This is a genomic window from Neptunomonas phycophila (assembly GCF_001922575.1).
Classification (GTDB): domain Bacteria; phylum Pseudomonadota; class Gammaproteobacteria; order Pseudomonadales; family Balneatricaceae; genus Neptunomonas; species Neptunomonas phycophila.
Window position 1 is genome coordinate 1,768,442 of record NZ_MRCI01000001.1, and the last position, 20,421, is coordinate 1,788,862.

Below are 20,421 nucleotides of genomic sequence, written 5' to 3' on the forward strand. Positions count from 1 at the left end.
TGATCAGCACCTGCTTATAATGTGAAGGCTAGGCTGCAGACGACTCTAAAAAGTCTTGTGCAAAGCGCTGCAAAACGCCGCCAGCACTGTAAACGGACACCTCTTCTGCCGTATCTAAACGGCAAATTACCGGCACACGGAGCTCTTCACCATTTCTTCGATGGATAATCAAAGTTAATTCAGCTCTCGGTTTAATCGTACCTTCTACATCAAAGGTTTCGGTGCCATCAATTTGATATGTATGACGCGTTTCTCCGGCAATAAACTCACAAGGAAGTACTCCCATGCCAACCAAGTTGGTACGGTGAATACGCTCAAACCCTTCGGCCACGATAACCTCGACACCAGCCAAACGAACGCCTTTAGCTGCCCAATCACGTGAGGAACCTTGTCCATAATCCGCACCCGCAATAATTATCAGTGGCTGCTTGCGTTCCATATAAGTTTCGATAGCCTCCCACATCCGGCTTTCTTTACCTTCAGGCTCGATACGTGCCAATGATCCTTGTTTAATTTCACCCTGTTCATCAGTACACATTTCATTGAGAAGCTTGGGGTTCGCAAACGTTGCACGTTGTGCCGTTAGGTGGTCTCCACGGTGAGTTGCATAAGAGTTAAAATCTTCTTCTGGCAAGCCCATTTTATGCAGGTACGCCCCAGCGGCACTGTTCAACATGATGGCATTGGAAGGCGACAAATGATCAGTGGTAATGTTATCTCCCAACACGGCTAATGGACGCATACCTTTCATGGTTCGCTCGCCTGCTAGCGCTCCTTCCCAATAAGGTGGACGACGTATATAAGTACTTTGTGGTCGCCAGTTATACAAAGGGCTCTCTGAGCGCTGCGCTTTTCCTAGATCAAACATTGGAATATAGATTTGATTAAATTGCTCAGGTTTAACGCTTGAGGCTACTATCGCATCGATTTCTTCATCTGTTGGCCAGATATCTTTTAGCGTAATAGGCTTACCATCTTTATCAGTTCCTAGCGCATCTTTTTCAATATCAAAACGGATCGTCCCAGCAATCGCATACGCAACAACCAATGGTGGAGAAGCCAAAAATGCTTGCTTAGCGTACGGATGAATCCGCCCATCAAAATTCCTGTTGCCCGACAACACCGCGGTCGCATACAGGTCCCTATCAATAATTTCTTGCTGGATCTTAGGATCCAGTGCACCGCTCATTCCGTTACATGTTGTGCAAGCAAAGCCAACAATACCAAACCCAAGCTGCTCCAGCTCAGGCAGCAATCCAGAGTCTTCCAAGTACAATTGAGCAACTTTAGATCCAGGAGCAAAAGACGTTTTAACCCATGGCTTTCGCACAAGGCCTAAGGCATTCGCTTTTTGGGCAATCAAGCCTGCAGCCACCACATTGCGAGGGTTACTGGTATTGGTACAACTAGTAATGGCCGCGATAATTACCGCCCCATCAGGCATTAGACCCGACTCTTCTTTCCAAGCCCCCGCAATACCACGGGCTTCTAGATCGGACGTAGGTAAACGGCGGTGAGGGTTCGATGGTCCTGCCATGTTACGACCAACACTCGATAAATCGAAGGTTAGAACGCGCTCATAGCGTGCGCCAGCTAAATCATCTGCCCACAGACCTGTTTGTTTTGCGTATTTTTCGACAAGAGCAACCTGCTCAGGCTCGCGACCCGTTAATTTAAGATAATCAATCGTTTGCTCGTCGATATAAAACATGCCTGCCGACGCCCCAAACTCAGGCGTCATATTCGAGATAGTCGCTCTATCTCCAATCGTTAAATTTTTGGCCCCGTCTCCAAAAAACTCTAAATAGGAAGAAACGACTTTTTGGTTGCGTAAAAATTCGGTAATGGCCAGTACTATATCAGTTGCCGTAATACCAGGCTGACGCTTGCCCACCAGCTCGACCCCAATAATATCCGGTAAGCGCATCATTGACGGGCGCCCAAGCATGACTGTCTCGGCTTCTAACCCCCCAACCCCTATCGCTATCACTCCCAATGCATCAATATGTGGAGTGTGACTATCGGTTCCAACACAGGTATCGGGGAAAGCAACTCCCTCGCGGGATTGGATAACCGGAGACATCTTCTCAAGGTTGATCTGATGCATAATGCCATTGCCAGCAGGTATGACATCCACATTTTCAAAGGCTGTTTTTGTCCATTCAATGAAATGAAAACGGTCCTCGTTACGGCGATCCTCAATAGCACGGTTTTTTTCAAATGCGTCTGCATCGAAGCCAGGAGCCTCTACCGCAAGCGAATGGTCTACAATAAGCTGCGTAGGGACGACGGGATTAACTTTTGAAGGATCACCACCTTGATCGGCAATCGCGTCACGCAGACCCGCTAGATCAACAAGAGCAGTTTGGCCTAAAATATCATGGCACACGACGCGTGCTGGGTACCAAGGAAAGTCCAGATCTTGTTTGCGTTCAATTAATTGTTTGAGGGCGTCAGTCAGCAGTTCTGGCTCACAACGACGTACAAGTTGTTCGGCCAAAACGCGTGAAGTATAAGGTAAAGCCGCGTAAGCATTGGGCTCAATTGCATCTACCGCTTCGCGAGTGTCAAAATAGTCTAATGACGTACCAGGCAGTGGTTTTCGATAATTAGTATTCATAACAGCATCCTAAAAGTGATTATGCAGCTATCACCCGGCTTCATTCTTTTGATATTCAGAAAGTCAGGGATAAAAGCAAACAGTGGGTATACCGCGCTTTACGATTTTTAAAGCGCGTATAATGGACTGAGCTTACGAACGCTCAGCAATGGGAACCCACTCACTAGAATCAGGGCCGGTATAATCTGCGCTGGGGCGAATAATCCGGTTGTTAGCACGTTGCTCCATTACATGTGCCGCCCAGCCGGAAGCACGAGAGCAAACAAAAATCGGTGTAAACAACTTAGTAGGTATGCCCATGAAGTGATAGGCCGATGCATGGAAAAAGTCTGCATTACAAAACAGCTTTTTCTCCCGCCACATGACCGACTCAACTCGCTCAGAGACAGCGTAAAGCGAGGTATCCCCTACTTGCTCCGATAGCTTTTTAGACCATGCCTTAATAATACTGTTACGAGGGTCGCTATCACGGTAGATAGCATGACCAAACCCCATAATTTTATCTTTTCGGGATAGCATCCCCATAATGGCGTCTTCAGCTTCATCAGCATCGCTCCACTGCTCAATCATATCCATCGCAGCTTCATTGGCACCCCCATGTAAAGGCCCGCGTAAAGATCCTATTGCAGCCGTGATACAGCTATGAATATCCGACAAGGTTGAGGCGCAAACCCGCGCTGTGAAAGTGGATGCATTGAACTCGTGCTCAGCATATAAAATAAGTGAAGCATGCATTACATCTATATGTAATTGTTCAGGTTTCTTATCATGAAGGGTCCACAAAAACTGTTCACCAATAGAGTCTGCTTCTGTTTCAACATTGATACGCTTACCGTGGTGACTATAGTTGTACCAATAATTAATCAAGCCTGGAAATACAGCTAACATACGGTCTATTTTTTCGTGTTGCTCGCTAAAATCATGTTCAGTTTCAAGATTACCTAACATCGAACAACCCGTACGCATAACATCCATTGGATGAGCATCTGCCGGAATATTTTCTAGTACCGTTTTTAAGGCAGAAGGCAATTGACGCAAAGACTTCAACTTCGCTTTATAAGCATTAAGCTCCGCTTGATTAGGAAGTTTTCCGTACAATAATAAATACGCAACTTCTTCAAACTCTGCATGATCAGCTAACGCTTTGATGTCATAACCACGATACGTTAAACCTGCACCTGATTGACCCACTGTACAGAGGGCGGTCTCCCCTGCTGATTGGCCACGCAGACCTGCTCCAGTCAATTTTTTTGCTTCTGCCATTGTCATTTCTCCTTATGACATCGAGTAGTTCTGTTGCTGTACTCGTGCCATTTTTTATCTTTATTATCTTTTAATATGCCTTACTTGTTTTTGCCTTCAGCAAAGAGCGCATCGAGCTTTTGCTCAAAATCGTGGTAGTTCAAAAAGTCATAAAGCTCCATACGGGTTTGCATAGTATCAATGACGGCTTTCTGGTCTCCATCACGCAAGATCGACTCAAATACATTAAGTGCAGCTTTATTGGCAGCACGGAACGCCGACAAAGGGTATAACACCATTGTTGCTCCATGCAGAGCCAACTCTTCTTTGTTGAACAACGGAGTCGCGCCAAATTCTGTGATATTGGCTAGTAAATGGGCACCGCCTATGCCATCTGCAAAGGCTTTATAATCATCTAACGTATGAACGGCTTCTGCGAAAATTCCGTCGGCTCCTGCTTCCAAACACGCTTGAGCACGCTCGACGGCGGCTTCTAAACCTTCCATCTGAAATGCATCAGTTCGTGCAATGATAAAAAAATCATCATCGGTTTTCGCATCCACTGCTGCTTTAACGCGATCGACCATTTCTTCTTTAGAAACAATCTCCTTATTAGGTCGATGTCCGCACCGTTTCTGAGCCACTTGATCTTCAAGGTGGATAGCGCCCGCCCCAGCCTTAATCATCTCTTTAACTGCACGCCCGATATTAAAGGCACCACCCCAGCCCGTATCAATATCGACAAGTAGCGGTGTCTCTACTGCACTACTGATGCGCCTAACATCTTCTAACACGTCATTCATTGACGTCATGCCTAGGTCAGGTAAACCGTAGGAAGCATTGGCTACACCACCGCCAGACAAATAAATGGCTCGGTGGCCAACTCGCTCAGCCATCATGGCATGATAGGCGTTAGTCGTGCCGACAATTTGCAGCGGCTGAGTTTCATTAAGTGCTTGACGAAATCGAGCACCAGCGCTTGGATTAGCCATGAATTTCCCCTTTGATGTTGGATGACAAATTGAGTTTGTTTTCAATATTCTGACGTGCTGCGCTGATATGACGACGCATTAACAGTTCAGCCAGTTCAGGATCACGCGCCTCTATCGCATCGACTATCTGTCTATGCTCTTTCAAAGCACGTTTCGGGCGAGAGCTTGATACACTAAATTGGTATCGGTACATGCGGACAAGGTGATATAGATCGCTGCCAAGCAGTTCTAGCAGTTTCTCATTTTTACTACCTTGTACTATGCGGTAATGAAAATCGAGATCACCTTCTTTTTGAAAATAGGAGCGTCCATCAAGCTCCTGCACACTGCGCTCATGTTCATCGAGTAACGAGCGCAAGTCGGCAATCTCTTCATCCGACATATGTAGGGCAGCCATGCGACAAGCCATGCCCTCTAAAGCTTCGCGGACATGATAAATTTCGACTAGCTCTTTTATCGACAATTGAACCACGCGCGCACCAACATTTGGTTTACGCTCTATAAGGCGCAATCCTTCAAGGCGTCGCATCGCTTCTCGTAATGGACCACGGCTAATACCATAGGTACGCGCCAATTCAGGCTCACTTATTTTTTGGCCTGATGGAATCTCGCCTTTAACAATAGCCGTTACAATTTCAGCACATACACGATCAGCAAGTGTGATGACTTCTACCGGTAATTCACGGATATTTGATTTGGTTGTCATAACCGTACTCTCTACAGATTGTCGACAATATTTACAGAGAAGTACGATAGCGCAGCAAAATTAGGCCGTCAACAAACCTAAAGTCTAAGATTGTCTACATAATTTAAGTTTTAGGAGTCATTCAAATTAGCTGGCGTAGAACCTTTTTGCTTCGTTATTCATCGTTTTAGCGATATTACGAGGCTTTTGATAAGGCAAAGAATGATCAGTACCTGGCACCATAACGTAATGCCAATTTGGCAAAGTATCATCCAGATGCTGATGATAGTCATGCATGGCATCCACACTCAGCCCGCCTATAAAGCTCGTCACATCACCTTGCGCCGCAATAAGCGCAGGCCTATCTACCTCATTAATCGTCGCTGTAACGCAATCTAACGCATTAGCAAACCCAATGGGCCTATGACCTAAACGTGACATCGTTAAGGCTTCTACCTGCTTGGAGATGCGCCTATTGGGAGAAATCGTATTCATAAACGCTAAAATCCCAACACTTTTATCCGCTGCACGGAGGTGACGAGTCGCCTCGCTGTATTTTTTACGTAGTGCTTTTGTTTCGCCCCATGTTGGTCGATCTAATAAAGCAGACTCTAATAAGAACTGCTTACCTATGCGGCTCGGATACTGCTGCTTATATAGCATAGCGACCATACCTCCCATAGAATAGCCACCTAAATCGAAGCTCCACCAGCCTAAGTAGTCAACCAAAGAAGACAGATCAGTAACGAGATCAGATGCTGTAAATGACTCTTCTTCACCACTTGAAGGCCATGTATCCCCCATACCGCGCAGATCTGGAATCAGGACTTCTTGCCATTGATCTAACATCTTCGCGATAAATGACCATGTATCCATGCCCGCAACACCCGCGCCATGCAATAACACAATTCGGCGTCCATTTTTAACATCTGGGTTAGTATACAAACGATAAGTAATAGACTGGCCATTGGTTTCTAGTGTCAAAGCCGGCCACTGCATGTCATCAATCATGGAACAAAATCTCTTCAGTCAATCGTTTAGCCCCGTCGAATGACGGCAGAATAACGAATGTAGTTTATAAACCTAGTAATAACTCAGCACGTAAACTCATGTGTCGACAATTTCCTGCCAACTCCTAACAACGCACTATGGGTGCTCATTATACTGGCGCACTATGATTTGTCTTATCATGCTCGCATGATGTCGCCTATTTCCTTAAAATACGCGCTTCTATTATTCCTAACATAAGGATTAGCCGTGCCCGGCCCAATTCCACTTAGTTACAGCACGTCGAGTACCGAATACTTTGAGCGCATCCGCTCGCTTGGCGGAGCTTGGCTACTGGACAGCGGAAAGCCAGATAGCGAACGAGGACGGTTTGATATACTTGTTGCTCAACCAGCATTTCGTGTTCGCTACGCACAAGGAGCAACGCAAATACTAGCAGGGACGGCTAATGAAGCGTGGTCTATCAACGAGCACAACACCCGCTTTACACAGACACACCCAGAACTGGCACAATTATTACATCACTATAGCGAAACAAGCCTTAGCGCTACCAAACCATTTAACCTGCTTAAATCGCTGTATTTATTGCTAGCTCAGCGTCAAAGCACCCATGAAGAAATACCTTTTTATTCAGGGTTTGTAGGCTACTTTGGATACGATCTAGGCCGCACACTAGAAACCTTACCCCAACATGCAGCAAACGAGTTACACATCCCTGATATGGAGGTAGGTTATTACCAATGGGCCATCATTGTTGACCATGAGAAACAAAAAGCATCGCTGGTCGCGCATGATCAATTTCCTGAAAGCAGCCTAAAACAGCTCGCAGACCTCATCTGCTCTTCAAACGACAAGAGCAAGTCTATTCGTTTTAAGATAACCCAAGCTTTTGCGAGCAACACACAAGAAGATCAATACCATCAGCGACTCAAGCAAATAAATGAGTACATCCACGCGGGTGATTGTTATCAAGTCAATTTTGCTCATCGTTTTCGCGCCGAGTACGAAGGTGACCCATGGCAGGGGTATAAAACACTTCGAGCTGCTGCCCCTACTCCTTTTTCGGCCTATCACGATACCGACAGAGGCGCGATTTTATCTCTATCACCTGAGCGCTTTGTGATGTGCGATGAAACAGGCAAAGTAACCACGCAGCCTATCAAAGGCACACGACCTCGGGATAACAACCCTGAAATAGACAATGCCTATATAAACGACCTAATCACCTCTGAAAAAGACCGTGCAGAAAATGTAATGATCGTTGATTTGTTACGAAACGATATTAGCAAAACATGTATAGCCGGTAGTGTGAAAGCGCAAAAGCTGTTTGATGTAGAGCATTACAAGAATGTTCACCACCTAGTCAGCACCGTAATTGGCCAGCTGCAACCCCAGCAAACCCCGATCGATTTACTTGAACATTGCTTTCCTGGAGGCTCCATCACAGGAGCGCCCAAAATTAGAGCGATGGAAATTATTGACGAACTAGAATCACACCGACGCCACATTTACTGCGGCAGCATCGGCTATATATGTAACAGTGGGCGTATGGATACCAGTATTACTATCCGTACGTTGTTAGCCGAAGATAACGCTATGTATACGTGGGCCGGTGGTGGAATTGTTGCTGATTCAGTATCCAGTGCAGAATATCAAGAAACGTTCGATAAGATCAATAATCTACTAAAAGCGCTAGAAACGGACGCCTAACTGGCTCGCCAGCCGTTCCAAAATTATCTAGCAGACACAAACGCTAATAATAATTGACCGATTGATCAATTAAACGCCAATAACTGTTCTATTTTGCCCACATAATCATATATGATCATGATTCAGCTACGGGTATTGTTAGATGGATTTACGATTCAAGGAAGCCGCCGTAACAAAGCGCTTCTACATATCATTATTGGCAACAACATTAGTTATTTGTGCACTCCTGACAATCAATCAATACTTGATGGTATCGACTAATACAGGCTCCCCAGTTACCAATAAAGGCGATATTAGCCTTTCGAACTATTCTCCCGTTGTAGTCAAAGCCGAACACATTTCTTATCTGACAGAAAATAGCTCAATTAATACAAACGATTTACTCAACTCGACATTAGGCCAGTGGAAGACAATTGAATCCAAGCACCTATCACTAGGCCGTAGAGATATGGCTATCTGGTATCGAATACCAATAAAGAATACAAATGCCACCACTATAAATCAGGTATTAGAAATACAATGGCCTAATTTATATTCCGCCGAGCTTTACCGCTATAACACCAATTTATTGTCTTACGCTGTGCAGCACAGAGGGCTGAGCACCCAACCTATTCCTAACCGCACCAGCTCACCCACACCCGCTTTTTATTTTACGCTAGCGCCACATGAGTCCACGGTGCTTTATCTGCGCGTTAAAACAAGCTATTTCCAGTATGTCCCAATGACCTTCTGGGCGGAAACGCTTTTCCAACAGCAATTACAATCAAAAATTATTATCTACTCGTTATGCTTTGGCGCACTGAGCGCCATGCTGATTTTCAATCTATTTTTATTTCTTAAATTACGTTCCAAAACATATATTTTCTATTCAATGTATATTTTAAGCATAAATTTTTATCAGTTATGCGTTACCGGCTACGGCCAAAACCTATTATGGTTCAATAACATACCGCTAAAGCTCATATGTTATGAGTTATCTGTTTATTTGGGCTTTTTATTCTGTAACGTTTTTATTCGTTACTTTCTACACCTCAAAAGAAACTTAAAACGCGTCAACTCAATACTCATCATTTATTGGTCAATGGCGACCCTAAGTTTACTGATGGGTTATTCAATACCGCAGCAAGTCTCCGAAATAGTAGCCGCGCTTTCTTGTCTAATCGCCCTATTTACTGGGTATTACTTATTCATTAGAGGATATCGTAATGCCTTGTACTTCTGTATTGCATGGGTATTCCTCACCCTATCGGCTATTGCACTCCTATTAATGGTTATCGGCTTTTTGCCGTACAGCCCCATTATTGAGTACGGACAAATGATGGGCTTTGTTACGGCAGTACTGACCATATCACTAGCCTTGGCAGGCAACCTTCATGTTGAACGGCTGCATAGAATTGTGGCGCAAGAGAAAGCTCTACAGCTAGAAAAGCAAGTGAGTAATGAGCGTGCCGCCAAGCTAGCAGCGCACAAGGCGCTTCTTAAAGCGCAAGATGAACAAAACGCATTACTCGAGCAGAAGGTAATTCACCGAACCCATGAGCTTGAGTTTTTAGCACACCAACTAGAAACAGCGAATCAACAACTCTCAGAGATCAGCCTTACGGATCCGCTCACGAATTTAAACAACCGCCGCTTCCTCGATCAAAACTTGGAAATGGTGTCTAAATCAGCTACCCGCGCAAACAGCACGCTCTCCATGTTGCTAATTGATATTGATCATTTTAAGAATATTAATGACACTTATGGACATCTAGCCGGCGATACTTGCTTAGTCAAAATTGCTGGCATATTGAAGAAGCATATTAATAGGGCTACAGACAGTATTGCTCGGTACGGGGGAGAAGAATTTGCGATTGTTCTACCTGGAACCCATGAAAAGGATTTAGTCATCATCGCTGAGGCTCTTCGCAAGGATGTAGCAGACAGCCATGTCAGTTTTAATGGCCACAAAATCAAGCTGACCGTGAGCATTGGTTGCGCCACCGTTAGGCCAAGTGAATTCATTCCGCCTGACTGCTTAATCGCTCTGACGGATAAAGCGCTTTATAGGGCCAAAAATAATGGCCGCAATCGCTGCGAGTGCTCGTTTACTCTGTAGAAGAAAGCATCATTCTTGTTTGCTTTCTAGATGCCGGCGTAACTCATTCAAATCTTTAATTTGTTTGATCTCTTCAAAAAGCCCGTCAGCCTCTTCTCGCTGCGAGCGCATCATTTTGAGCCATTGCTTGATACGTCCATGCACATAGCGAGGCATCATTTGCGACTCTACCATCGTAAAGTACTGCAACAGCATATTGATGATAGTTTGCCACTGTGCAGATTCGCTCTGATTTCCATTATTGATAGCTTTGATCATCATTGCCAGCTCAGGGCGTGCGATCAACCCGCGACCAATCATTACATCAGCACACCCACTAATTTCGCGGCAGCGTTGGTAATCATCAGGCGTCCAAATTTCGCCGTTTGCCACCACTGAAATAGTCAAATGCCCTTTAAGACGTGCTATCCATTCCCAATGCGCAGGTGGCTTATAGCCTTCTACTTTGGTTCGTGCATGAATAACGACTTCTGACGCTCCAGCCTCTTGAATAGCTAACGCATTCTCTAACGCAAGTGACTTGTCTTTATTTCCCAGCCGCATCTTCGCGGTAACAGGCGTCGCTTTGGGGACCGCGGCTCTAACCGCTGAGATAATGTCATGTATGACTTGAGGTTCATCCAGCAGTACCGCACCACCTCGATGCTTGTTAACCGTTTTAGAGGGACAACCAAAATTAAGGTCAACCGATGGGGAACCTAATGCAGCCGCTTTGGCTGCATTACCCGCCAGTGTCTCGGGGTTACTGCCTAGTAATTGCACTGCAACCGGAACACCGTGAGACGTTCTTGCAGAGGTGAGTAGTTCGGGTGCAAAACGTGTAAAGACATGCCTAGGTAAGACCTGATCCGTAATACGTATAAACTCAGTCACACATTGATCTACCCCACCAAACTGAGTAATCAAATGCCGTACAGAAGCGTCGACAACACCTTCCATAGGCGCAAGGATAATTCGACCGGTGTTGAGGGTACGCATGCTATTTCACTATTTGATAAGGTAGAAAAAAGAAAGATGAACGGTAGAACGAGAACAGCCGCGCTTATGTTCGAGCTCAGATATTTCCAGCGAGACTTAACGTGGCTCAAGCTAGCTATATTCTCGCTAACTTGAGCGCTATAGGATCAAACTGCAGCTAAACCTAACTCTAAATCACGACGTATATCGTCTAAATCTTCTAAACCAACTGAAAGACGAATCAAGTTATCGTTTACCCCAGCCTCAGCACGCGCTTCTGGTGTCATTCGTCCATGCGTTGTTGTGGCAGGATGGGTGATTGTCGATTTTACATCACCTAGATTACCCGTAATGGACATCATTCTGGTTGAGTCAATAAAGCGCCAAGCCGCTTCTTTATCCCCTTTCACCTCAAAAGATAAAACGCCGCCAAAAGCTTTCTGCTGTTTTTTAGCCAACAGATGTTGTGGATGCCCCTCAAGGCCGGAATAAAATACGTTTTCAACCTCAGGCCGAGCTTGCAACCAACGCGCAATATCAAGAGCAGCCCGACTATGAGCATCCATACGCAACTTGAGCGTTTCCAAACCTTTTTGAAAAACCCAAGCGTTAAACGGACTCATACACGCACCACCTGTACGAATAAAACCGTAGATTGCTTCCATTAGCTGGTGCGAGCCAAGCACTACACCACCGATACAACGCCCCTGACCATCAAGGTATTTAGTCGCTGAGTGCACAATAATATCAGCCCCTAACTTCAACGGCTGCTGAAGTGCAGGCGTGAGAAAACAGTTATCAACAACTAACAGAGCATCTACGCCATGGGCAATATCAGCAATCGCTTGAATGTCGCAAATCTCAGCTAACGGATTAGATGGGGATTCAAGAAAAAACAGTTTAGTATTGGGCTGTATAGCTTCACGCCAAGCATCTAACGATTTTGGATCAACGTAAGTCGTCGTAATCCCTGCTCGGCTTAAGTACTTATCAAATAATGAGATAACTGAACCGAATACACTGCGTGAACATACGATATGGTCACCTTGCTGCAACAGAGATAAGCCAACACTTAAGATGGCCGACATTCCTGAAGAGGTAGCGACACCACGCTCAGCACCTTCCAACGCAGCCAAACGTCGCTCAAATGCGGCTACCGTTGGATTAGTGAAACGGGAATAAATATTCCCTTCTTCTTCCCCACCGAAACGCGCAGCAGCTTCACGAGCGCTTGAATAGACAAAGCTGGAGGTAGGAAAAATCGCATCAGAGTGCTCACCTTCCATAGTACGGTTTTGGCCCGATCGTACCGCCAACGTTGAAAACTCAGCCTCGGGAAGGTCAAATTGAATACGTTCTTCTCTTTCAAAACCAGACTTTGCCATAACCTATGTGTTCCTACTGAATCTTTGTATGAAGATCGGCTGACGCCTCATCGGCGTGTTCAGACGTCTCCTCATCAACCTTCGCAAGGTCATTACGTTTTTGATCTAGACGTACTAGATAACGCTCATCAATATCGCCCGTCACATAATGCCCATCAAATACTGAGCTATCAAAATGTGTAATACCTGAGTGCTCTTCCGAAACAGACGCCTGCAGGTCTGACAGATCTTGATAGAGCATCCAATCAGCACCGATAGCTTCACCAATTTCGTCTTCAGTTCGGTTGTGAGCTATAAACTCGGTAGGCGAAGGCATATCGATGCCATAAACGTTAGGGAAACGCACTGGAGGTGCTGCAGAAGCAAAGTATACTTTGCGCGCACCCATGTCTCTGGCCATCTGTACAATTTGCTTTGAGGTAGTACCGCGTACGATAGAATCATCTACCAGCATAACTACCTTACCCTTGAACTCAGATTCAATAGGGTTAAGTTTACGACGCACTGAACGCTTGCGCTGAGTTTGTCCCGGCATAATAAAGGTACGGCCGATGTAACGGTTTTTAATGAAACCTTCCCGGAAAGTCACGTTAAGGTGCTTTGCCATTTCCAGCGCCGACGTACGGCTGGTATCGGGGATAGGAATGATGACATCAATATCGTGTTCTGGGCGCTCCCGTTGCACTTTTTCAGCAAGCTTTACACCCATACGCATACGCGCTTGGTGAACATTAACGTCATCGATAATAGAGTCCGGACGAGCCAAATATACAAACTCAAATAAACATGGAGTCAGTGACGTTTTCTCTGCGCATTGACGTGTATGAATATTGCCTTGCATATCAATAAAAATTGCTTCACCAGGCTCGATATCACGCACGCGAGTAAACCCAGAAATATCTAAAGCAACGCTCTCAGAGGCAACCATCGTCTCTTCGCCTCCCTCAATAGAGCGAGTTCCGTATACTAGGGGACGAATACCGTTAGGGTCGCGAAAAGCTAAAATACCATAGCCTGTGATCACAGCGACAACCGCATAACCACCTTTTACTCGCTTATGTACATTGGCAACTGCAGCAAAAATATCATCAGCATCAGGCACAAGCTTACCTTGCTGCTGAAGTTCATGAGCAAATACATTTAATAAAACTTCAGAATCCGAAGTAGTATTAATATGACGAAGATCTGCACGGAACATTTGATCAGCCAACTCATCAGCGTTGGTGAGGTTACCGTTATGGCATAAAGCAATACCATAAGGGGAGTTCACATAAAACGGTTGAGCTTCAGCCGCACTCGAGCTGCCCGCTGTAGGATAACGAACATGGCCAATACCCATGTTGCCCATTAAACGTTTCATGTGACGTGTGCGAAACACTTCGTTCACAAGTCCATTGTCTTTACGCATGTAAAAACGATTACCTTCACAGGTCACCATACCGGCTGCATCCTGACCGCGGTGTTGAAGCACTGTGAGTGCATCAAAAATAGTCTGGTTAACAAAAGACTTGGCTACAATGCCGACAATACCGCACATGCAAACTACCTCAAGAGGAAATAAAATAAGCGTCAGACCTGATAAGCAGGCCACAAAATTTAATTAACGTCCTGCGTTCCAAATGACCTGCCCTACTTCTGTGGCGATCTCTTTGGTCCAATTTTCCATTAACACAAAATGCGGAATCAATTGGGATTGATTCCACCAAATGTCCTGTACAGCTGGGGTGTTAGCAAGCAGCGCCACTATCACCACAACAATTAATCCACCACGCACAATACCAAACCCCATACCCAAGATTCGGTCTGTGCTACTTAAACCTGTTGCATGAACAAGCATTTCAACCAAATTACTCAGTAACGCGCCAACAATTAAGGTAAGCACAAATAAAATGGCGAAAGACGTCACTATTCTAAAAGAAGGTGTTTGGATGTAGTCGACCAATACGCTTGCTAATACTTCACCAAAAAGACGAGCGACTATAAAAGCGGCAACCCATGTGGCAAGCGACAAAGCCTCTTTCATGAAGCCACGACGCAGGCTGAAAAGCCCTGAAATAACAACAATACCGATGATTGTCCAATCAGCCCAGTTCATTGATTCCATAGATACCCAATTAATTTTGCGCGCATTCTACCAGACACCTCAGCGTAACCCAATCACTGAGTCGTGAAACGAATAATGATGCCGTCTAAAGCAAAGTCATTTTTTAAGGTTTCTTTTAGAGCCTCTAAACGATCACGTTTTAAATCAGGCCCCACATACACCTTATACAGCTCAGCCTGACGACGGGTATATACCTTATGCCCTGCACCAACCAACTGCTTTCGTAAAGCTCTAGCGTTTGCCTCATCTTTAAAGCTGGCTAGTTGCAATGTCCACGCAACAGGTACATTTTGCTCATCAAGTTGCGGTGCTGGCTCATTGGTGCCAACAACAGGCTTTTTCGCTTCTTCTGCCACGGTTTCATCGCTGTCAGCGGACGCCGCTTGAGCATCAACTTGAACGACTACCGGAGGCTTAATTTCCTTAACAGGAGCCACCTCCATTGTATCCGGCAAAGGTTTAGATTGAGGTTCAATATCAACCATTTCCGGCATTTGAGGCGCAACAGGGATACGAGAAGATAAATGACGCTCTTTGTAACCCTCTCCGGTTAGCAACCAAGGCAAAATAGCAATCGCTGCCAACCCGACAACAAGCAGACCAACAATTCTTTTCTTTCGGTCTATATCCATCTAAATCACATCCCTTCCTAAGGCTGCATAAGCTTCACCCACTGTGTAAAACGATCCAGCCACAACGATAAGCTTAGTTTCTGCACGCTGTTCCAAATAAGCCAATGCAGTTGATACATCATGATGACACACAGGAACATCGCTTGCCTGAGGCTTATTCGCTTTTTCCCAACAGGCTTTTAATTGATCTGCAGTCTGGCCTCGATTAACGCTCAAACCTACAAAATGCCACTCATTAACGATTGGGGCTAGAGCTTCAATCACCGCGGTGCAGTCCTTATCGCTCAACATTCCCAACACTAACGTAATCGGCGTTTTCAACTTGGCGAGCTGTTCGCCCAAGTATTGAGCAGATTGCGGGTTATGCGCGACATCTAATAAATACTGCTGCCCATTATGCGCAAAGCGATCCATGCGCCCTGCCACTTTAGCGACCGTCAACCCACGCGAAATGTCACTCTCAGTTACATCTAAACCTGATAATGCTATCGCTTGAAGCACGGTTGCCGCATTTTGTAGCGGCAAAGAAGGAATAGGTAAATTCGTATAAGTAAGCGGTTGTTTTTTGCTATCGGCGCCGCTCCAATCCCATGAATTGCTTTCGTGCGTAAAATTAAAGTCTTGCCCAACTTGAAATAGAGGAGTACTAATTAATCGCGCATAATCGGAGATACTATTAGGTGGAACTGGATCGCCACAAACAGCAGGGGTTGACTCACGAAAGATCCCTGCTTTTTCTCGACCGATACTTTCTCGATTATCACCCAACCAATCAACATGGTCTATATCGATTGTTGTAATAACGGCGACGTCTGCATCAACCAAATTAACAACGTCTAACCGCCCGCCTAGCCCTACTTCCAATAGTGCAACATCCGGCTTGCGCTGAGCTATTAACCACAAGGCCGCCAACGTGCCCATTTCAAAATAAGTTAGCGAGATATTCCCGCGCGCTTGATCGACTGCGTTGAATGCTGACACTAACTGGTCATCTGTTGATAATAGGCTATTAAAACGTATGCGCTCGTTATATCGGCTTAAATGAGGTGAGGTATAACAAGCCGTTGCATAACCGGCTGCCTGCAAGATTGCATCAAGCATAGCGACCGAAGAGCCTTTACCATTAGTGCCCGCTACTGTAAAAACGGTCACGCCCTCAAATGAGAGGTTCAAGCTATCATACACTTGGCGGCAGCGGTCTAAACCCATATCGATAGCAACAGGGTGACTAGCTTCCATCCAAGAAAGCCATTGAGCCAAAGTAAATTCAGATCTATTCATTTACTTGATACACATCCAAAAAGAAAGGCCGGTAAACCGGCCTACGCACTGGAACAATAAATTAAGGCTGCTGTTCAGCTACAACCGTTTCATTGTCTGCTTCTTCTACTTCCTGCGGCTCAATTACTTCTTCAGACGTTTCAAAACGCCCCATAAACATAGAAAGCACATTAAACAAGCGATCTCGCAACTCTAAACGCGAGATAATCATATCAACTTGACCATGCTCTAGTAGGAACTCAGAACGCTGAAAACCTTCTGGCAGCTTTTCTCGAACTGTTTGCTCAATTACTCGCGGACCAGCAAAACCGATTAAGGCTTTCGGTTCAGCAACATTCAAATCCCCTAGCATAGCCAAACTGGCAGAAACACCGCCATAGACAGGGTCTGTTAGTACAGAGATGTAAGGCAATCCAGCTAAACGCATTTTTTCCAATGCCGCGCTGGTTTTTGCCATTTGCATTAATGACGTTAATGCCTCTTGCATACGAGCACCACCCGATGCCGAAAAACAAACAAGCGGCATTTGTTTTTCAAGTGCAACATTGACCGCACGTACAAACCGCTCGCCCACGACAGCACCCATGGAGCCGCCCATAAACTGGAAATCAAACGCTACGGCCGCTATAGGCATTTCGTTAAGCGTACCTTCCATAGCCACTAGCGCATCTTTTTCACCCGTTGCTTTTTGGGCTGCACTTAAGCGGTCTTTATACTTTTTAGAATCACGAAACTTGAGACGATCAACAGGTTCTACTTCACTCGCGATTTCAGTGAAAGAGTTAGCATCAAAGAAAGTTTTTAAGCGTGCTCGCGCGCCTAAGCGCATATGATGCTCGCACTTGGTACAAACGCTTAAGTTTTTTTCTAGCTCCGGAAGGTACAACACTGCTTCACATTTAGGACACTTTTTCCAAAGCCCTTCTGGAACACTAGTGCGCTTGTTCTCAGAACGGACAAGTGAAGGAACAATTTTGTCTAGCCAGTTACTCATTCTTATCTAAATCCAATGCGTAAAATTATATAAATCAAGCGTCCATCGCGTGGCGCATGTCGGCAATGATACCAGTTACTTTTGCAGAAATCTGTTCCGGATTATCAGCATTCTCTGCAATAGCATTGACCAGAACACTACCGACGATAACACCATCAGCAATTGTGGCCACGGCTGCCGCTGTTTTACCATCTCTAATACCGAAACCTACGCCAACAGGCATATCCGTATGGCGGCGAACTATATCAAGCTTGCCTTTTACTTCATCCACGTCAAGCGCACTAGAGCCAGTGACACCTTTCACCGAAACATAGTAAACGTAACCTGATCCGTATTCACATACACTTTCAATACGATCTTCTTGTGTGGTTGGAGCTAACAAGTAGATAACATCTAATGCATTTGCCTTCATCACGCCGGCAAACTCAACTGACTCTTCAGGTGGCAAATCAACGGTTAAAACACCGTCTACACCTGCTTCCTTAGCTAATTGAGCAAACCGCTCATACCCCAACACTTCAATAGGGTTCAAATACCCCATCAACACGATAGGTGTTGTTGTATTTTCAGCACGGAAGGCTTTAACCATACCTAGCACATCGAGCAAACGAACATTGTGACTCAGAGCACGCTCGCAAGCCAACTGAATAACAGGACCGTCTGCCATAGGGTCAGAGAAAGGAACACCCAACTCAATAATATCCGCACCCGCATCAACCATAGCATGCAACAACGGGACTGTTACCGATGGATTAGGGTCTCCCGCTGTCACGTAAGGGATTAGCGCTTTTTTACCTTCAGCTTTTAACCGGCTGAAATATGAATTAATACGACTCACGCTACTCTCCTAAATTTCAATGCCGTCTATACCAGCAACAGTATGGATGTCTTTATCTCCGCGCCCCGACAGGTTGACCACAATAATTTGGTCTTTATCCATGTCTTTGGCAACTTTTACCGCATGCGCAATGGCATGGCTAGATTCAAGTGCTGGCATAATACCTTCTACTTGCGTGAGCATACGGAAAGCCGCTAATGCCTCATCGTCAGTAACCGAAGCGTATTCGGCACGCCCTGAGTCTTTTAACCAAGCATGCTCAGGCCCTACACCAGGATAATCCAAGCCGGCAGATACGGAATGCGTTCCTAAGATCTGCCCTGCATCATCTTCCATCAGGTAAGTACGATTCCCGTGTAAGACTCCTGGACGACCCGCACATAAAGGTGCTGCATGCTCACCGGTTTCAACACCATGACCGCCTGCCTCTACGCCTATCATTCGCACATCAGCATCTTCTATGAAGGGATGGAACAAACCAATAGCGTTGGACCCGCCGCCTACACAAGCAATCAGCACGTCAGGTAAGCGACCTTCTTGCTTAAGGCATTGCTCACGAGCCTCGCGGCCTATTACACTTTGGAAATCACGAACAAGTTTTGGATAAGGGTGTGGGCCTGCAGCCGTACCGATGATATAAAATGTATTATCGACATTAGTAACCCAATCTCGCATTGCTTCATTCATCGCGTCTTTTAATGTCTTTGTACCTGATTCGACTGCAACAACTTCAGCGCCTAGCAGCTTCATACGATAGACATTGAGTGTTTGACGACGAACATCATCTATACCCATGTAAACCTTACACTCTAAGCCCAAGCGAGCAGCGACTGTCGCTGATGCTACGCCGTGCTGACCTGCGCCCGTTTCAGCGATAATCCGCGGCTTGCCCATATGCTTAGCCAGCAATGCTTGGCCTATTGTATTGTTTACTTTGTGAGCGCCCGTGTGATTTAAATCTTCGCGTTTTAAATAGATCTTTGCGCCACCCACTTCACGCGTTAACCGCTCAGCAAAGTACAAGGGTGAGGGACGACCGACATAATGCGCCAAATCTCGATCAAACTCCGCCTGAAACGCAGGGTCTGCAGACAGTTTTGCATATAAAGCTTCTAACTCTTGCAAAGCGCCCATTAACGTCTCTGATACAAAACGACCACCGTACGGCCCAAAATGCCCTCTTTCGTCAGGCAACTGCTTTAGCGCAGCTAGATCATTCGTTGTTAGCACAAGCTACCTCATCAAAAAATCGTTGTAATTTATCGGGAGATTTAATTCCCTTACTGGCCTCTACACCACCACTGACATCAACGGCATAAGGCTTTACGTATGTTATTGCTTCACGGATATTTTTATCATCTAAACCACCCGCTAAAATAATAGAGGACCGCATCGAGCAGGGAATCATATCCCAATTAAAAGACTCCCCAGTACCGCCGGGCACCCCAGCTTTGTAGGCATCCAGTAAAAGCCCTCTGGCTGTCGCATACTGCTTAGCAACCTTATCTACTTCAACACCAGGCTTCATTCTCAGCGCCTTGATGTAAGGTCGGGAAAACTGCTCACAAAAAGCAGCCTTTTCGTCACCATGAAACTGCAGCAAATCAATTTTACATTCATCAATGACAGTATTGACCAGCGCAGGTTCAGCATTAACAAATAATGCAGTTGTCGCCACAAAAGGAGGGAGCTGTTTGATGATACAGGCTGCAGCTTGTGGTGTTATATACCGCGGGCTTGGTTCGTAAAAAACAAAGCCTAGGGCATCAGCCCCCGCTGCAATGGCATGAAGGGCATCCTCTAAACGCGTTATACCACAAATTTTTACACGAACATTCATGAAACAATCATCACATCAAATTGCGGACAATGTTA

At 45.6% G+C, this 20,421-nt stretch carries 17 protein-coding genes; 2 read left to right on the forward strand and 15 right to left on the reverse strand.

What is annotated here, in order from left to right:
* Positions 1-28: 28 nt before the first annotated feature.
* The 5 genes from acnD to BS617_RS08070 all read right to left on the reverse strand — a co-directional run bounded on the left by acnD (position 29) and on the right by BS617_RS08070 (position 6,550).
* On the reverse strand, positions 29-2,620 hold the full coding sequence (gene acnD, locus BS617_RS08050) for a Fe/S-dependent 2-methylisocitrate dehydratase AcnD (protein ID WP_075172325.1): 2,592 nt from the start codon (positions 2,618-2,620) through the stop codon (positions 29-31).
* A 132-nt stretch (positions 2,621-2,752) separates the two neighbouring features.
* Positions 2,753-3,883, reverse strand: coding sequence for a bifunctional 2-methylcitrate synthase/citrate synthase (gene prpC / locus BS617_RS08055; RefSeq protein WP_075172326.1), 1,131 nt, complete (start codon positions 3,881-3,883; stop codon positions 2,753-2,755).
* Positions 3,884-3,963: 80 nt separating this feature from the next.
* Entirely contained in the window at positions 3,964-4,854 is an 891-nt protein-coding gene (prpB, locus tag BS617_RS08060) for a methylisocitrate lyase (protein ID WP_075172327.1), read from the reverse strand.
* Positions 4,847-5,560, reverse strand: a complete 714-nt coding sequence (locus tag BS617_RS08065) for a GntR family transcriptional regulator (protein WP_075172328.1) — start codon at positions 5,558-5,560, stop codon at positions 4,847-4,849. Before BS617_RS08065 ends, prpB begins: the two co-directional genes overlap by 8 nt.
* Positions 5,561-5,686: 126 nt before the next feature.
* The gene (locus BS617_RS08070; RefSeq protein WP_139303143.1) at positions 5,687-6,550 is read right to left on the reverse strand and encodes an alpha/beta fold hydrolase; all 864 of its coding nucleotides are present in this window, start codon (positions 6,548-6,550) and stop codon (positions 5,687-5,689) included.
* Between the two features lie 246 nt (positions 6,551-6,796).
* On the opposite strand from BS617_RS08070, the gene pabB reads away from it, so the two are divergent.
* On the forward strand, positions 6,797-8,257 hold the full coding sequence (pabB, locus tag BS617_RS08075; RefSeq protein WP_075172329.1) for an aminodeoxychorismate synthase component I: 1,461 nt from the start codon (positions 6,797-6,799) through the stop codon (positions 8,255-8,257).
* A 142-nt stretch (positions 8,258-8,399) separates the two neighbouring features.
* Positions 8,400-10,355, forward strand: a complete 1,956-nt coding sequence (locus BS617_RS08080) for a sensor domain-containing diguanylate cyclase (protein ID WP_075172330.1) — start codon at positions 8,400-8,402, stop codon at positions 10,353-10,355.
* A 9-nt stretch (positions 10,356-10,364) separates the two neighbouring features.
* On the opposite strand, the gene BS617_RS08085 is transcribed toward BS617_RS08080, so the two are convergent.
* The 10 genes from BS617_RS08085 to BS617_RS08130 form a co-directional block, all read right to left on the reverse strand.
* Positions 10,365-11,333, reverse strand: a complete 969-nt coding sequence (locus tag BS617_RS08085) for a tRNA dihydrouridine synthase (protein WP_075172331.1) — start codon at positions 11,331-11,333, stop codon at positions 10,365-10,367.
* A gap of 146 nt (positions 11,334-11,479) precedes the next feature.
* Positions 11,480-12,697, reverse strand: coding sequence for an O-succinylhomoserine sulfhydrylase (locus BS617_RS08090; RefSeq protein ID WP_075172332.1), 1,218 nt, complete (start codon positions 12,695-12,697; stop codon positions 11,480-11,482).
* Positions 12,698-12,710: 13 nt separating this feature from the next.
* Positions 12,711-14,234, reverse strand: a complete 1,524-nt coding sequence (purF, locus tag BS617_RS08095; RefSeq protein ID WP_075172333.1) for an amidophosphoribosyltransferase — start codon at positions 14,232-14,234, stop codon at positions 12,711-12,713.
* 63 nt (positions 14,235-14,297) lie between these two features.
* Positions 14,298-14,792: a CvpA family protein gene (locus tag BS617_RS08100; protein WP_075172334.1), complete on the reverse strand. Its 495-nt coding sequence runs from the start codon at positions 14,790-14,792 to the stop codon at positions 14,298-14,300.
* A gap of 62 nt (positions 14,793-14,854) precedes the next feature.
* Positions 14,855-15,433 carry an SPOR domain-containing protein gene (locus BS617_RS08105; protein ID WP_075172335.1) on the reverse strand — a complete coding sequence of 193 codons (579 nt, stop codon included), beginning with the start codon at positions 15,431-15,433 and terminating at the stop codon, positions 14,855-14,857.
* Positions 15,434-16,714 carry a bifunctional tetrahydrofolate synthase/dihydrofolate synthase gene (gene folC / locus BS617_RS08110; protein ID WP_075172336.1) on the reverse strand — a complete coding sequence of 427 codons (1,281 nt, stop codon included), beginning with the start codon at positions 16,712-16,714 and terminating at the stop codon, positions 15,434-15,436. It abuts the gene before it with no gap.
* Between the two features lie 61 nt (positions 16,715-16,775).
* Entirely contained in the window at positions 16,776-17,708 is a 933-nt protein-coding gene (gene accD / locus BS617_RS08115) for an acetyl-CoA carboxylase, carboxyltransferase subunit beta (protein WP_075172337.1), read from the reverse strand.
* A gap of 34 nt (positions 17,709-17,742) precedes the next feature.
* Entirely contained in the window at positions 17,743-18,546 is an 804-nt protein-coding gene (gene trpA / locus BS617_RS08120; RefSeq protein WP_075172338.1) for a tryptophan synthase subunit alpha, read from the reverse strand.
* Positions 18,547-18,555: 9 nt separating this feature from the next.
* Entirely contained in the window at positions 18,556-19,776 is a 1,221-nt protein-coding gene (trpB, locus tag BS617_RS08125) for a tryptophan synthase subunit beta (RefSeq protein ID WP_075172339.1), read from the reverse strand.
* Positions 19,760-20,386, reverse strand: a complete 627-nt coding sequence (locus tag BS617_RS08130) for a phosphoribosylanthranilate isomerase (protein ID WP_075172340.1) — start codon at positions 20,384-20,386, stop codon at positions 19,760-19,762. Before BS617_RS08130 ends, trpB begins: the two co-directional genes overlap by 17 nt.
* Positions 20,387-20,421: the final 35 nt, after the last annotated feature.